At 67.2% G+C, this 15133-nt stretch carries 13 protein-coding genes; 5 read left to right on the top strand and 8 right to left on the bottom strand.

Annotated elements, in window-relative coordinates; genetic code table 11:
- Positions 1 to 92 precede the first annotated feature (92 nt).
- Complete coding sequence (ddlA, locus tag D0Y85_RS01165) at positions 93 to 1190, top strand: D-alanine--D-alanine ligase (RefSeq protein ID WP_117309262.1); 1098 nt, start codon at positions 93 to 95, stop codon at positions 1188 to 1190.
- Between the two features lie 85 nt (positions 1191 to 1275).
- Here the strand turns inward: ddlA and D0Y85_RS01160 are convergent, their stop codons facing one another.
- The 3 genes from D0Y85_RS01160 to oleC all read right to left on the bottom strand — a co-directional run bounded on the left by D0Y85_RS01160 (position 1276) and on the right by oleC (position 4194).
- Entirely contained in the window at positions 1276 to 1431 is a 156-nt protein-coding gene (locus D0Y85_RS01160) for a DUF1328 domain-containing protein (RefSeq protein WP_025875842.1), read from the bottom strand.
- 121 nt (positions 1432 to 1552) lie between these two features.
- Positions 1553 to 2539, bottom strand: coding sequence for a 2-alkyl-3-oxoalkanoate reductase (gene oleD, locus D0Y85_RS01155; protein ID WP_117309261.1), 987 nt, complete (start codon positions 2537 to 2539; stop codon positions 1553 to 1555).
- A complete protein-coding gene (oleC, locus tag D0Y85_RS01150; protein WP_117309260.1) occupies positions 2536 to 4194 on the bottom strand; it encodes an olefin beta-lactone synthetase in 1659 nt (552 codons plus the stop codon). Before oleC ends, oleD begins: the two co-directional genes overlap by 4 nt.
- A gap of 102 nt (positions 4195 to 4296) precedes the next feature.
- On the opposite strand from oleC, the gene D0Y85_RS01145 reads away from it, so the two are divergent.
- Positions 4297 to 4722 (top strand): YkgJ family cysteine cluster protein, encoded by a 426-nt coding sequence (locus D0Y85_RS01145; RefSeq protein ID WP_117309259.1) that lies wholly within the window; start codon positions 4297 to 4299, stop codon positions 4720 to 4722.
- A 100-nt stretch (positions 4723 to 4822) separates the two neighbouring features.
- Here D0Y85_RS01145 and D0Y85_RS01140 read toward each other — a convergent pair whose 3' ends face one another.
- From D0Y85_RS01140 to D0Y85_RS01125, 4 genes are all read right to left on the bottom strand, one after another.
- Positions 4823 to 5713: an alpha/beta fold hydrolase gene (locus tag D0Y85_RS01140; RefSeq protein ID WP_117309258.1), complete on the bottom strand. Its 891-nt coding sequence runs from the start codon at positions 5711 to 5713 to the stop codon at positions 4823 to 4825.
- Between the two features lie 125 nt (positions 5714 to 5838).
- Positions 5839 to 6855 carry a 3-oxoacyl-ACP synthase III gene (locus D0Y85_RS01135; RefSeq protein ID WP_025875853.1) on the bottom strand — a complete coding sequence of 339 codons (1017 nt, stop codon included), beginning with the start codon at positions 6853 to 6855 and terminating at the stop codon, positions 5839 to 5841.
- Between the two features lie 102 nt (positions 6856 to 6957).
- Positions 6958 to 7275 carry a DUF4156 domain-containing protein gene (locus D0Y85_RS01130; protein ID WP_025875855.1) on the bottom strand — a complete coding sequence of 106 codons (318 nt, stop codon included), beginning with the start codon at positions 7273 to 7275 and terminating at the stop codon, positions 6958 to 6960.
- Positions 7276 to 7469: 194 nt separating this feature from the next.
- Positions 7470 to 10319 carry a pitrilysin family protein gene (locus D0Y85_RS01125; RefSeq protein WP_117309257.1) on the bottom strand — a complete coding sequence of 950 codons (2850 nt, stop codon included), beginning with the start codon at positions 10317 to 10319 and terminating at the stop codon, positions 7470 to 7472.
- Positions 10320 to 10724: 405 nt separating this feature from the next.
- On the opposite strand from D0Y85_RS01125, the gene D0Y85_RS01120 reads away from it, so the two are divergent.
- Entirely contained in the window at positions 10725 to 11201 is a 477-nt protein-coding gene (locus D0Y85_RS01120) for a hypothetical protein (protein WP_117309256.1), read from the top strand.
- Between the two features lie 70 nt (positions 11202 to 11271).
- Positions 11272 to 11751 (top strand): tRNA (cytidine(34)-2'-O)-methyltransferase, encoded by a 480-nt coding sequence (locus D0Y85_RS01115; RefSeq protein WP_032978095.1) that lies wholly within the window; start codon positions 11272 to 11274, stop codon positions 11749 to 11751.
- Positions 11752 to 11973: 222 nt separating this feature from the next.
- On the opposite strand, the gene D0Y85_RS01110 is transcribed toward D0Y85_RS01115, so the two are convergent.
- Positions 11974 to 13137, bottom strand: a complete 1164-nt coding sequence (locus D0Y85_RS01110; protein WP_093820839.1) for an acyl-CoA dehydrogenase family protein — start codon at positions 13135 to 13137, stop codon at positions 11974 to 11976.
- Positions 13138 to 13444: 307 nt separating this feature from the next.
- On the opposite strand from D0Y85_RS01110, the gene D0Y85_RS01105 reads away from it, so the two are divergent.
- Complete coding sequence (locus tag D0Y85_RS01105; RefSeq protein ID WP_117309255.1) at positions 13445 to 15121, top strand: electron transfer flavoprotein-ubiquinone oxidoreductase; 1677 nt, start codon at positions 13445 to 13447, stop codon at positions 15119 to 15121.
- Positions 15122 to 15133 lie beyond the last annotated feature (12 nt).

Genomic DNA, 15133 nt, shown 5'->3' with positions numbered 1-15133 from the left:
CGAAGGGATTTCTGGTTCATCTATGCCTCACGCGGAAGGCCGATGAAGGTTCATGCTATGGAGCCACGCAACGCACAGGACATCGCATTTCCATGGCACGGACACGGGTTGGCATCATTTTCGGTGGCAGGTCTTCCGAACACGAAGTTTCGCTGCAGTCGGCGAAGAACATTCTCGACGCGCTCGACCGCGAGCGCTTCGAACCGGTGCTGATCGGCATCGACAAGCAGGGGCAGTGGCACCTGAGCCAGCCGGACACCTTCCTGCTCAATGCCGAGGATCCGGCGCGCATCGCCCTGCATCCCTCCGGTACCGCGCTGGCGGTTCTGCCCGGCACCGAGCAGGCCCAGCTGCAACCGACCGATGCGGGCAGCGCGCTGGGGCAGATCGATGTGGTGCTGCCGATCGTGCACGGTCCGCTGGGCGAGGACGGTGCGCTGCAGGGCCTGCTGCGCATGGCCAACCTGCCCTTCGTCGGCTCGCCGGTACTGGGTTCGGCGGTAGCCATGGACAAGGATGTAACCAAGCGCCTGCTGCGCGATGCCGGCCTGCAGGTGGCGCCGTGGGTCTGCATCCGCCGCCATGAAGCCGATTCGGTCGATGTCGATGCACTGATCGCGGCACTCGGCCTGCCGCTGTTCGTGAAGCCGGCCAACCAGGGCTCATCGGTGGGCGTGAGCAAGGTGAAGGACGCCGACGGTTTCGCCGAGGCATTGCAGACTGCGCTGCGCTACGACCACAAGGTTCTGGTGGAATCGGCCGTGGTCGGCCGCGAGATCGAATGCGCGGTGCTCGGCAACGAGCGGCCGCAGGCCAGCATCTGTGGCGAGGTGGTGCTGCACGACGAGTTTTACGCCTACGACACCAAGTACATCAACGAAGATGGCGCCGAAGTGGTGGTGCCGGCCGCGATCGACGCGGCGACGCAGGCGCGTGTCCAGGACATCGCGCTTCAGGCGTACCAGGTACTGGAATGCGCCGGCATGGCGCGCGTGGATGTGTTCCTGACCGCGGATGGCCGGGTCGTCATCAACGAGGTCAACACGCTGCCCGGCTTCACCCGCATCAGCATGTATCCGAAGCTGTGGGGCGCCAGTGGCGTGGGCTACACGGCGCTGATCACGCGCCTGATCGAACTGGCGATGGAACGGCACGACGCCGATCGCCGATTGCACAGTGCGGTGCGCTGACCGCGCTTCGGCAGTGCCGGCCGCCGGCCGGCAACCCCGGGTAATCGAGGTTGCCGGCCAGCGGCCGGCACTAGTGCTCAAGCGGTCATGTGCGCTTGCGGAACATCGAGATCACCGCCAGCACCAGGAACACCACGAACAGGATCCAGGCGATGTTGCTGGCGGCACCGGCGATGCCGGAGAAACCGAGCACGGCGGCGATGATGGCGATGACAAAGAAGATGACGGCGTAATGCAGCATGGTGCTCCTCGCAGGTGGTCGGCCGTGGGTGGCGTTGTGTCCATCCTGCGCATCTGCCGGTGTGCAACCGGTGATGGCGATCTCTGCGCGTAATGAAGGCTTCAGCGCGGTGATGCCGCCGTCATGATGCGGCCTTCAGCCGTCGCAGACCTTCTTCGATGCTGACCTGCGGCACGTAGCCGAAATCACGGCGCGCCGGCTCCATGCTGTACCAGTGCGGCGTGCACAGCTGCTCGGCCAGGAAGCGCGTCAGCGGCGGCTCGCCACGCAGGCGCAGCAGCGGCCACAGCCGCTCGCAGATCGCGCCGATCCGATACGCCGTCTTGAAGCTGAGCGCCTTGTCCACGGTTGGAGCGCCCACCGCCTGCAGCAGCTTGTTGACCAGCTCGCGCATCGGCAGCGGTTCGCCATTGGAAATGAAGTACGCCTTGCCGGCGCACGCGGCGCCCGGTGCCAGCGCCTCGAAGGCGAGGAAATGGGCCAGCGCGGCGTTGTCGATGTACGTGGTATCGACCTTGTTGTTGCCATCGCCCACCAGGCGCAAACGGCCAGCGCGTGCACGATCGGCCAGACGCGGCACCAGCTGCTGGTCGCCCGGGCCCCAGATCAACCGCGGACGCAACGCCACAGTCGCCAGGCTCGCGTCATTGGCCGCCAGCACGCGCTGTTCGGCAATCGCCTTGGTCGCCGCGTACGGCGCCTGGAAATCCTCGCCATACGGCACTTCGTCCGCACCCAGTCCTTCCACCGGGTGCGTGGCGCGGTGGGTCACGCTGGGCGTGGAGGTGTAGACCAGCCTGCCGATGCCATGCGCACGGCAGGCGGCGATGACGTTGTCGGTGCCGACCACGTTGGCCTGGTGGTAGCTGTCATAGCTGCCCCACGCACCCGCCTTGGCACCGTTGTGGAACACCGCATCGACGCCGGCCACCGCATGCAGCACCGCCTGCGGATCAGCCAGGTCACCGCGGATCTGGCCCACGCCCAGCGCCTGCAGTTGCGGGTAGTGGCTGCGGTTGAACGCCAGCACCTGGTGGCCACGTTTGACCAGACCACGGCACAGCGCCTGGCCAAGGAAACCACCACCACCGGTGACCAGGATCTTCATGCGCGCTTCTCCAGTTCGGCGCGGGCCCAGACGGCGAGCTTCTCGCGGCCGATCTTGGCGTTGTGACGGATATCGACGGGGAACGCCGGATGCATCAGCACGTGTTCCAGCTTCATCTCGGGCAGACGCGCCGCGGCCGTGGCATGCAGCGCCTCGCGCAGAGCGGGGCTGTCGGACTGGCCACGCTGCAGCTCCACGCACAGCACCGGCACCTGCGCACCGGCCGCGCCGACGCCCACCAGCGCAGTGCGTGCCACGCCGGGAACGGTGTTGAACACCGGCTCGACCTGTTCGGTGTACAGCGGTCCGTGGGCGGTTTCCACGCGATGGGTCTTGCGGCCACAGAACCACAGCCGTCCCTGCGCATCGAAGTAGCCGACATCGCCCATGCGATGCACGATGCGGACGCTGCCATCGGCCAGGGTTTCGCTGATCTTCGCCGCCGCCGTCGCCTGCGGACGGTTGAAATAACTGTCGGTGGCGGTCGGCCCGGCCACGGTGATCTCACCGATCTCGCCCACGGCCAGTACGCGCGCCTGCGACCAGTCCGGCAGCGGCGCATCGTCGATGGCGATGATGCGCACCTCGTTCGGTGCGACCACGCTGCCGACGCAGGTGCCGGCACCGCCCTCGGTGGCCGCGCGCGTACGCTCCAGCTCGCGCCCCTCGACCACCGCCACCGGCAGGCACTCGGTGGCGCCATACGGCGTCCAGAACTGGGCATCGGCCGGCAGCAGGCTGCGGATGGTGGCAACCACGTCCGGCGGCACCGGCGCACCGGCCGAGGTCACCCGGGTCACCGTCGGCAACGGCCGCCCGTGCCGCGCCAGCACCCGCATCAGCGCGGGCGAGCCGAACAGCTGGGTCACGCCGAAGCGCTGGATGGCGTCATGCAGGCGCGCCGGGTCGGCCTGGGCCGGCCGGGTCGGGTCCATGTCCGGAATCACCGAGGTCAGGCCCAGTGCCGGATCGAACAGCGCAAACGGCGGGAAGGTCGGCAGGTCCACCCCGCCCGCCTCCATGCCGAAGGCGCTGCCCAGCAGCTCGATCTGGCCGACGAAGTGGCGGTGGCGGTAGACCACGCCCTTGGGCACGCCGGTGGAGCCGCTGGTGAACAGGATCGCCGCCGTGTCCTCGCCATCGGTGTCGGCCAGCATCGGGCCGCTGTTGGCGCCGGCACGCTCCAGCGCGGCCAGCGTGGTACCGCCCCAGCCCAGGCGGCGGCCAACCGTCACCAGACGGGTCGCCGAAGGCGCCCAGCGCAGCGCCAGCCGCGCCACGTGGGCCAGCGGGATGCCGATGAAGGCCTGCGGCTGTGCCTCGTCCAGGCACTGCTTCAGCGCGCGCTTGTCGATGCCCGGATCGACCAGCACCGGCACCGCGCCCAGCTTGAACAGGGCGAACATCAACAGGAAGAACTCCGGCGACGGCCGCACCATCACCACCGTGCGCACCCCGCGGCCGATGCCGTAACCGGCCAGGCCGGCCGCCATCGCATCGCTGCGGGCGTCCAGCTGGCGGTAGTCCAGGGTCACGTCGTAGGCGGCCATGCCGTTGCCGGCGCTGCGGCGGCCGGGGCAGCGGATGGCGGTCTGGTCGGGGCGTTCACGCGCCAGCTCGGGCAGCCGCGCGGCGATGTTGCAGGATCGGTTCATCCGTTCATTGTCGCCGCTTACGGAATTTCTTGCGCGGCGGCCGCCAGCGTGGAAAATCCGCATCCTCGTCCCTTTCCCGATGCCGCCCGAGGCGGCTTGCCCATGCAACATCCCTGCATGACCTGCGGCGCCTGCTGCACCCAGTACCGCGTGGCCTTCCACTGGATGGAATCGGACGAGGTCACCCCCGACGGCGTGCCGCACCAGCTCACCGAGGTGCTTGACCCGCACCGCCTGTGCATGCGCGGCACCCATTCCAAGCCGGTGCGCTGCGTGGCGCTGGACGCGCAGATCGGCGTCTATTCGCGCTGCACGATCCACCCCAACCGCCCCAGCGTGTGCCGCGAGGTGGATGCATCGTGGGAGTACGGCAAGGCCAGCCCGCAGTGCGACAAGGCCCGCATCGCCTATGGGCTGGATCCGCTGACCCTGGCCGACTGGCGCTGGCGCGATGGCGCGGACAACGACGACGACCACCCGGACGACAACGGCAACAGCCCCTCGCCACAGGCGCCGATCGCGGCGTAGTGGTAGTGCCGGCCGCTGGCCGGCAACCTCATGAACCCGGCGCGCATTGCGCGCTTGCCGGCCAGCGGCCGGCACTACCGGGATCCGACCCGGGAACCGATCAGATCGGGTTCGCGTCCAGGAACGCCCGGATCTCCGGCACCAGCACTTCATGCTTGTCTTCCAGCACGTAGTGGCCGGCATCCTCGAAGGCATGCACCTGCGCCTTCGGCAACGCCGCCTGGAAGCCCTTCAGGAAGTGGTGGTCGAACACGAAATCACGCAGGCCCCAGCCGAGGAAGGCCGGACGATCGGCGAACGACGGCAGCGCCTTGCCGGCGCGCTCCAGCAGTGACCACGCCTTGTCGGCCGGCGACAGCGGAATGTCCTGCATGAAGCGGATGGTGCTGATGCGGTTGGCGTAGCTGTTGTACGGCGACACGTAGGCGCGGCGCACATCGGCGGGCATCTTCCGCTCCACGCCCAGCCACGAGGCACCGGAGGAGAACGCATTGAAGGTGCGGATGATCCACTCGCCGATCTTCCAGTGCCGGCCCAGCGCGATCTGCCACGGCATCTTCTTGGCCGCCGGCATCGGGAACGCGGCGGTGTTGAGCACCACCAGCCGCTTGACCTGGTCGTGGTGCGACAGCGCCCAGCCGAAGCCGATCATGCCGCCCCAGTCGTGCACGGCCAGCGTCACCGGGCCGGTGATGCCCAGATGCTTCAGCAGCGCATCCAGATCATCCACCCGCGACTGCAGCGTGTACGCGTAGCGGCTGTCGTCGGGCTTGTCCGACAGGCCCATGCCGATATGGTCCGGCACGATGCAGCGGTACCTGTCCGACAGGCCGGCCACCAGCGTGCGCCAGTAATAGCTCCACGACGGGTTGCCGTGCACCATCACCACCACTTCGCCATCGCGCGGGCCTTCGTCGAGATAGTTCATCGACAGGCCGGGGCGGACCTCGAAACGCTGCGGGTGGGCGGGGTAACCGGGAAGCTGGGACATCGGATCGCACCTGTAGAAAGGGCCGGTAGAACCGGCCCTTGGACACTTGGAAACATCATCGCTGTCCGTCGCGAGCGATTGGCTGGCAGGTGCGGACGGCGCGCAGCAGGTCAGCGGTGACTTTTTTACCAGACCACTTCGGCCATCGAGCAGTTCAGGCCCGAGCCGATGCCCAGAAGCGCGATGCGGTCGCCCTTCTTCAGCTTGCCCAGCTGCTTGAGCTTGCTCAGCACGATCGGCACCGAGGCCGGACCGATGTTGCCGTGCTCGCCGAAGATGGTCATGACCTTCTTCGGGTCGATGCCGAAATTCTTGATGAACGCCGCGGTGTGCGGCTGGCTGACCTGGTGGATGACGAACTGGTCCAGCTCTTCCACGGCCCAGCCCAGTGCGATCTTGGCGGCGGTGAAGGTCTTCTGGGCCAGCTTGATGCCCTCGATCAGCAGCATGCGGGTGTCGGTGACCATGCGGTCCAGGTTGCCCAGGCACAGCTGGTTCCACTCGGTGGCCGAGCGGGTCACGCCACCCTTGTAGCGCGGCGCGTCGGGCACCAGCTCCGAACGGGCCATCACCATCGCGGCTGCACCGGAACCGGTGGTCAGCGCCGCCAGCTCGTTGCGGAAGTCGTCGGCGGTGACGTCCGGCGCGGTCATCCGCTCCAGGGTCTTTTCGTACACCAGGTTGGCGGTCTCGCCATCCACCACCAGCGCATAGTCGATCTCACCGCGCTCAAGCATGCGCGCAGCGATGTCCATGCCGTTGATGAAGGCCAGGCAGGCATTGGCGACGTCGAAGGTCATGCACTCGTCGCTGACACCGAGGTTGCCGGACACGATGGAAGCGGTGGACGGCTCCAGGTAGTCACGGCTGACCGAGGTATTGATCAACAGGCCCACCTGCGTCGCATCGATGCCTGCGTCTTCCAGCGCCTTGCGGCCAGCCATGGTGGCCGCATCGGACGCCAGGACGCCGTTGTCCCACAGGCGGCGCGCGTGGATGCCGGCGATGTCGCCGAGGACGTCGGTACGGATACCAAGGCGATCCAGCGTCGGCTGCAGGCGTTCGTTGATTTCCTTGGTCGTCAGCGTGTGCGGCGCATCAACGTGAGCCAGGCCGGCAATCGAGACATTCTTGAAGAGCATCGAGGTTAGCGCCAAGGCTCAGGCAAAGGGGGCGCTATTCTATAACCCCCCGGGCCTTCACCGCATCTTTACGAATTCAGCCTTGGCCGTATGGTGAAGGATTCAGCGCGGCGGGCACTGGAAAGCGGCAAAGCGCTGGCTGCCATCGGCAGGGGCCGCAGCGGCCTGCACGGCGTTGGCGCCGGTGGTCGGGGCCTCGTTGCGGGCCAGGGTTTCCAGCTCTTCCTGCACGCGCAGCGGGTTACGGTTGTAGAAGCCGACCTTGCTCTTCACGGTCACCACTACTTCACCCTTGGAGATGCAGCCAGCCGGTACCGGGCCTGCCGGCAGCACGCGGGTCGCCTTGCCGGCCGGTTCGATCGGCACCCAGGTGCAGGCGGTGACGGTGAGCAACAGGGACGACAGCAGCAGAACGCGCATGGGCAGGATCCTGGAAGGGAATGTCAGGAGTGTGCCTGAACCGTCTGAATCAGGGATAGCCGAAGAAGGCTGCGGTAGCGCCGGGCCATGCCCGGCGAGCGCGCAGCGCGGCATCGCTGACCGCCGCAAAACCGCCGGGCATGGCCCGGCGCTACCACCGGAGGCCTGCCCGCCGGAGCGGGCAGGCACATCGCTTACTTCTTGACCGGGTTGCCTTCGGCATCGATCACGGTCACTTCGCCCAGGTTCAAGGCGCGCACGGCCGCTTCGGTCTGCTTGAGGTCACCCACCACCACCCAGGTCAGCGCCTGCGGCTTGATCTCCGCTGCCGCCTGCTGCACCTGTGCCGGGGTCATCGCTTCGATCTCGGCCTTGCGGCGCAGCACGTAGTCGTCCGGACGCTTGAACTGCACGATCGTGCCGATGGTCGCGGCCACCGCGCTGGCGGTCTCGTAGGCGCCGGGCAGGCTCAGCGTCTGGATGTTGCGGATGCGCGCCACTTCCGCGTCGGTCGCCGGCTTGCTGCCGTTGGCGAACTCGGCGATCTCCTTGCGCATTTCCGCCATGGCCGGGCCGGTCTTGTCGATCTGCACCGGTGCCATCGCCATCCACGGGCGCTGGCCCACGGTGTTGCTGGCGCTGGTGCGGGCACCGTAGGACCAGTGCTTGTCCTCGCGCAGGTTCATGTTCAGGCGCGAAGTGAAGTCACCACCGATCACGCCGTTGGCGATGTCGAAGCGGGTCGAGCTGGGATCGCTGGACGGCGGCACGACCTGGCCGGCGAACAGGTTGGCCTGCACCGCGCCCGGCTGGTCGATCAGGAACACGCGCGGGCTCTTCGGCAGCGCCACGGCGGTGGTGGCCTTGATCGTCGGCGCATCACCGGTGGCCTTCCAGTCGCCCAGCTGCTTGTCCAGCAGCGGCACGATCTCGGCCAGGGTGGTATCGCCAACCACGATCAGGGTGCCGTCCTGCGGGCGCAGCCAGTCGCGGTGGAAGTCGACCAGGTCCTCGCGGGCCAGGCTGCGGATCGCTGCTTCGTCACCGCTGCCGGTGAACGGGATCGCGTACGGGTGGCCCTTGCCGTACAGCAGCGGCGGCAGCACGCGCATGGCCACTGCGTTCGGGTTGACCTTCTCCTGCTGGATGCCGGCGATCCAGGTCGCCTTGACCCGGTCGATCTCGCTCTGCTCGAAGCGCGGCTCGCGCAGCAGGCTGGCATACAGCGCCAGCGACGGCACCAGGTTCTCCTTCAGCGCGGACAGTTCCACATCCACCGAATCCAGGCCTGCGGACGCATCGAGATCCGCACCCAGCGCATCGGCTGCATCGGCGAAGGCCAGCGAGCCGAGCTTGCCGGCGCCTTCGGTCATCAGGTTCATGGTGAAGTTGGCGGTGCCCGGCTTGCGGCCCTGGTCGGCAGTGAAGCCACCCGGGAACTGGTAGCTGAACTGCACCACCGGAATCTCATGGCGCTCGGCCAGTACCACCTGGGTGCCGTTCTTCAGCGTGGCGCGCTGCAGGGCCGGGAACTTCAGCTGCGGGAATTCGCGGGTCTGCGGTACGCCCGCCTTGCGGTCCACCTGCTCGGGCAGCGTGCTGTACCTGCTGTCCACGGCCGGCACGTTGAACGGTTTCGGCGCCTGCGAGGGGTCTTCCTTCAGCGCCACGCGTTCACCCGGCTCGACCACCAGGGTATGGCTGCCCTTGTCCAGCCACTGCGCGCCCAGGCGCTTGAGGTCGGCAGCGGTGGCCTTGTCGATGTTGGCCAGCGAGGTGCGGAAGCAGCCCGGGTCGCCGGTGTAGACCGTGCACTCGGCCAGCGCATCGGCCTTGCCACCGAAGCCGCCGATGCGCTCGATGCCACGGATGAACGCCGCGCGCGAGCCGGTCTTGGCACGTGCCAGTTCTTCAGCGGTCGGGCCATCCTTGAGCAGGCGCTCGATTTCCTCATCGATGATCTTTTCGACCTTGGCCGGATCCTGGCCCTGCTTCACCGTGGCCATCACCATGAAGTTGGAACCCAGCTGCGAGGCGTAGGCGCCGGCGCTGATGTTGTCCACCAGCTTGTCCTGGTGCTGCAGGCGCTGGCTCAGGCGCGAAGACTTGGCGCCGCCGAGCACATAGGCCAGCAGCTGCAGCTGGTCGACGTCGGTGGTGCCGACCTGCGCCACGTTCCAGGCGCGGTAGATGCGTGCCTGCGGCACCTTGTCGGTCATCACCTCGCGGGTGTCGGCCGGCCGCTTGGCCACGTCCACCTTCGGCTGCGCCATGGTCGGGCCGGCCGGGATGCTGCCGAAGTACTTGGCCGCCTTTTCCTTGGCGGTGGCCAGGTCGATGTCACCGGCCAGCACCAGTACCGCGTTGTTCGGGCCGTACCAGGTGCGGAACCAGGTCTTGACGTCGTCCAGCGAGGCGGCGTTGAGATCGTTCATCGAGCCGATCACGCTGTGGTGGTACGGGTGGCCCACCGGATACAGCGCGCGGTTGAGCTGTTCCCACACCTGGCCATAGGGCTGGTTCTCGCCCTGGCGCTTCTCGTTCTGCACCACGCCGCGCTGTTCGTCGAGCGCAGCCTGGTCGATCGCACCCACCAGATGGCCCATGCGGTCCGATTCCATCCACAGCGCCATGTCCAGCGCGGTGGTCGGCACGTTCTCGAAATAGTTGGTGCGGTCGGTATTGGTGGTGCCGTTCTGGCCGGTCGCACCCACCTGCTTGAAGGGTTCGAAGTACTCGCCGTCGTGGTTCTCGCTGCTCTGGAACATCAGGTGTTCAAACAGATGCGCGAAGCCGGTGCGCCCGGCGGGCTCGTCCTTGCTGCCGACGTGGTACCAGATGTTGACCGCAACGATCGGTGCCTTGCGATCGGTATGCACCACCACGCGCAGGCCGTTGGGCAGGGTGAACTGCTCGAACGGGATATCGACCTTGCTGGTCGCGGCCGGCTTGGCCGCCAGCGCGTAGGTCGGCGCGAGCGTGCCGAGAGCAGTACTGAGAGCAACAGCGAGCAGCGCGGCGCGCGGGCGCAGGGTGAGCGACATATCCGGGTCCTTGGTCACGAAGGTGAATCCCGATCCTAGCGCGGGCGTGCGGCTACCGGTATCGGCCACCAGTCACTGGGGGTGATCGGCCCCATCGGCCTTCGTGATTGGCCGTTCCCGGGTCACGAACGGCGGTGATTCACGTCCGGACAGTGTCCGCAGCCCCCCGAATGGACAGGTGTCCGCCCTGCGGACACTTTCGGCGAGCCATAAAACCCTTATGAATCAACGGCTAAAAGTTGGCACGGGGATTGCTTTGTACTTCCTGCGCCAGGAAGGGCTTCAGACGAAAGCTGACTGAAGGCTGAACAAAAGCAGGAAATCGAAAATTCCGCTTGCATCCCCAGAACTGGTGTTCTACCTTACTACCACACCACTGCTCACCAACACTAAACAGGCCCCGTCATGAACGCCAAGACCATTGCCATCGCCATCGCCCTGATCGCCGGCACCGCGGTTGTTTCGTCGGTGCAGGCCTCCGAATCCATCAAGACCCTGTCCACCGTGCAGGTCCGCCCGGCCGCCGACCAGCTGATCCAGCAGGCCTGGGAACAGGCCAGCGGCATCCCGACCCTGGCCACTGTCGAAGTGCGCCCCAGCGTTGACCAGCTGGCCGAGCGCGACGGCTACATCGCCAGCCCGGTTGCCGCCGCGCTGCCGATCACCACCCTGGCCTCGGTTGAAGTGCGCCCGAGCCTGGAGCAGCGTGTCGCCCTGGCTGCCGAGCAGGAAGCCCAGCGCTACGCCGCCACCCTGGCAGCGGCCGCCACCAGCGTCGCCAACCAGGTGATCGTCAACCTGCCGGCCCTGCAGGTGCGTCCGAGCGTCGCCCAGCTGCAGGCCTTCGCTGCCGAAACCGCCCAGGTCCTGCTGCGCCCGTAAGCGACGTCCGCCCTGCCCCGCGCGGGGCGTGCGTCGTAAAGGCGGCCGCCGTCGCAGGTACACTGCGCCGATGAATGCCGCGCCCCAGTTCCACGTGATCCTGTTCCAACCGGAAATCCCGCCCAACACCGGCAATGTGATCCGGCTCTGCGCCAACACCGGCGCGCAGCTGCACCTGGTCGAGCCGCTCGGCTTCGCACTGGAAGACAAGCAGCTCAAGCGCGCCGGCCTGGACTACCACGAGTACTCGCGCCTGCAGGTGCATCCGGACCTGGACACCGCGCTGGCGCGGATCGCACCGAAGCGGTTGTTCGCCCTGAGTACGCGTGCCAGCGTCCGCTATGACAGCGTGGCGTTCGACGACGGTGATGCCTTCCTGTTCGGCCCGGAAAGTCGTGGCCTGCCGCAGGACGTGCTGGATGCCCTGCCCGACGGCCGCCGCCTGCGCCTGCCGATGCGGCCGGACAACCGCAGCCTCAACCTGTCCAACACCGTTGCGGTGGTGATGTACGAGGCGTGGCGCCAGCATGGGTTTGCCGGCGGGGCGTAACGCCACGCGTCTCTCTTCCGCCTGATTGCTGTGGCGGGCGCATGCGTTCATGGGCGTTACTTTTCTTTCCGCGCGGAAAGAAAAGTAACCAAAAGAAACGCGCCGCCATCCGCGAGCCGGTGCTGCGCACCGGTACCCTGCGCTCCTCGGCTCGCTTCAAGGCGGAACCAACAGCCGCTCAGTAGATCCACGCCATGCGTGGATGGCTGTTCCCCGCCCCGCTCAGAACGCGTTGATGCCGGTCAGCTCGCGGCCGATCACCAGCTGGTGCACGGTCTCGGTGCCTTCATAGGTGATCACCGATTCCAGGTTCAGCGCATGGCGGATCGCCACGTGCTCGGTGGTGATGCCGGCGCCGCCCAGCAGATCGCGGCATTCGCGGGCGATGTCGATGGCCATGCGGCAGTTGTTCCACTTGGCCAGGCTGACCTGCTGCGGTTGCACCTGCCCGGCTTCCTTCAGTCGGCCCAGCTGCAACGCCAGCAGCTGCGCCATGGTGATGCGCCGGGCCATGTCGGCCAGCTTGATCTGTGCGCTCTGGGTCGCGGCCAGCGGGCGGCCGAACAGCACGCGCTCCTTGGCATACCCCAGCGCTTCATCCAGGCAGGCGATGGCCGAGCCGATCGGGCCCCAGCTGATGCCGAAACGCGCCTGGGTCAGGCAGCCCAGCGGCCCCTTCAGCCCCTTCACGTTCGGCAGGCGGTGGCTGTCGGGCACGCGTACGTCGTCGAAGAACAGCGCGCCGGTCAGCGACGCGCGCAGGCTCATCTTGTGCTTGATCTCCTGCGTGGTGAAGCCGGGCATGCCCTTCTCCAGCACGAAGCCCTGGATGCCGTCTTCGGTCTGTGCCCAGACGATGGCCAGGTCGGCCACCGGTCCGCTGGTGATCCACATCTTGCTGCCGTTGATGCGCCAGTCGCTGCCATCGCGCACCGCACGGGTCTTCATGCTGGCCGGGTCGGAACCACCATGTGCCTCGGTCAGGCCGAAGCAGCCGATCAATTCGCCGCGGGCCATCGCCGGCAGCCATTGCCGGCGCTGTTCTTCGCTGCCGTAGGCAAAGATCGGGTACATGCACAGCGAGCTCTGCACCGACACGAAGCTGCGCAGGCCCGAATCGCCGCGCTCCAGCTCCTGGCAGATCAGCCCGTAACTCACCGCGCCAAGGTCGCCGCCGCCGTACTCGGCCGGCAGCGTGGCGCCGAGCAGCCCAAGCGCGGCGATCTCCGGCACCAGTTCCGACGGGAACCGTGCCTGGTCGAAGGCATCACCGATGATCGGCAGCACGCGCTCGTTGGTGAAGCGGGCCACGCTCTCCTGTACCGCGCGCTCTTCCTCGCTGAGCAGGGAACGGACATCGAACAGGTCGTACGGATCCAAAGCCATGGCACTCACACGCAGTCGGGACTGCCGCCATTGTCGGCCATCCGGGCGGCGTTGGTGTGCGGGTAGAGGCCGACCCTGGTCGGCGCGGGTGTTTCCGCTCACGCCAACCAAGGTTGGCACCTGCCAGACCACGCGCATTACGCTGCATTGCAGCAATTGCGATGTGAACATCGGCGATCTAGCTCGATCACGCCCGTCCCGGTACCCTGACACATTCAAACAACCGTTTCGCCCGTGGCTGCACGCGCGATTCCCAGGCAACCGCCGGTGGCCCCGATGCCGGCACTACCCACGAGTCATGCAATCGATGAGTGCTGAAGCCAACGCCCTGCCCCCGCGTGAAGTCATGGAATTCGACGTGGTCGTCGTCGGTGCCGGCCCGGCCGGCCTGGCCACCGCGATCCGCCTGCGCCAGCGTGCAATCGACGCCGGCCGCGAACTGTCGGTATGCGTGCTGGAGAAGGGCTCCGAACCCGGCGCGCACGTGCTGTCCGGCGCGGTGATGGACCCGCGCGCGCTGACCGAACTGTTCCCGGACTGGGCCGAGCGCGGCGCACCGCTGAAGCAGAAGGTCACCCGCGACGAGTTCCTGTTCCTCAGCGAGACCGGCGCGCGCACCACCCCGCACGCGCTGCTGCCCGAGTGCTTCCACAACGAAGGCAACTACATCATCAGCCTGGGCGAGGTCACCCGCTGGCTGGCGCAGCAGGCCGAGGCGCTGGAAGTGGCGATCTTCCCCGGCTTCGCCGCCGCCGAAGTGCTGTACGGCGATGACGGCGCGGTGATCGGCGTGGCCACCGGCGACATGGGCATCGAAAAGGACGGCACGATCGGCCCGGCCTTCGAACGCGGCATGGCCCTGCATGCGAAGTACACGGTGTTCGCCGAAGGCGCGCGCGGCCACCTCGGCCGCCAGCTGATCAGCCGTTTCAAGCTGGACGAAGGCAAGGATCCGCAGGCCTACGGCATCGGCATCAAGGAGCTGTGGCAGATCGACCCGGCCAAGCATGAGCCGGGCCTGGTGGTGCACGCCGCCGGCTGGCCGCTGGATACCGACACCTACGGTGGTGCCTTCCTGTACCACGCCGACGGCGGCAAGGTCGCCATCGGCTACGTGGTCGGCCTGGACTACAAGAACCCCTGGCTGAGCCCGTTCGAGGAATTCCAGCGCTTCAAGACCCATCCGTCGATCCGCAAGCATCTGGAAGGCGGCACCCGCATCGGCTACGGCGCGCGTGCGATCACTGCGGGCGGCCTGATGTCGCTGCCCAGGACCGTGTTCCCGGGCGGTGCACTGGTCGGCTGCGAAGCCGGCTACCTCAACGTCAGCCGCATCAAGGGCAGCCACGCTGCGATCAAGACCGGCATGCTGTGCGCCGATGCCGCCTTCGACGCGCTGGTGGCCGATCGCCAGCACGATGAGCTCAGCGCCTACCCGGCCGCCTTTGAAACCAGCTGGCTGCACGACGAACTGAAGCTGTCCAAGAACTTCAAGCAGTGGTTCAAGAAGGGCCAGACGGTGGCCACGCTGATGACCGGCATCGAGCAGTGGCTGCTGCCCAAGCTGGGCGTGCGCAACCCGCCGTGGACCCTGCGCCACAGCATCCCGGACCACGCCTGCCTGGAGCCGGCATCCAAGCACACGCGCATTGCCTATCCCAAGCCCGATGGCGTGCTGACCTTCGACCGCCTCAGCTCGGTGTTCCTCAGCAGCACCAACCACGACGAGAACCAGCCCAGCCACCTGACGCTGAAGGATGCGAGCATCCCGGTGAAGGTGAACCTGGCCGAGTACGCCGGTCCGGAAGCGCGCTACTGCCCGGCGGGCGTGTACGAATTCGTCGGCGACGGCAACGATGCGCGGCTGCAGATCAACGCGCAGAACTGCGTGCACTGCAAGACCTGCGACATCAAGGATCCGACCCAGAACATCGTCTGGGTGACCCCGCAGGGCGGCGGCGGACCGAACTACTCCGGCATGTGACCGGCGATGGGG

Origin of the sequence: Stenotrophomonas sp. G4, assembly GCF_003428825.1 — a bacterium.
Classification (GTDB): Bacteria; Pseudomonadota; Gammaproteobacteria; order Xanthomonadales; family Xanthomonadaceae; genus Stenotrophomonas; species Stenotrophomonas indicatrix.
Note: the sequence above shows the minus strand (reverse complement) of the source record. Positions and strands in the feature narration are given on the sequence as shown.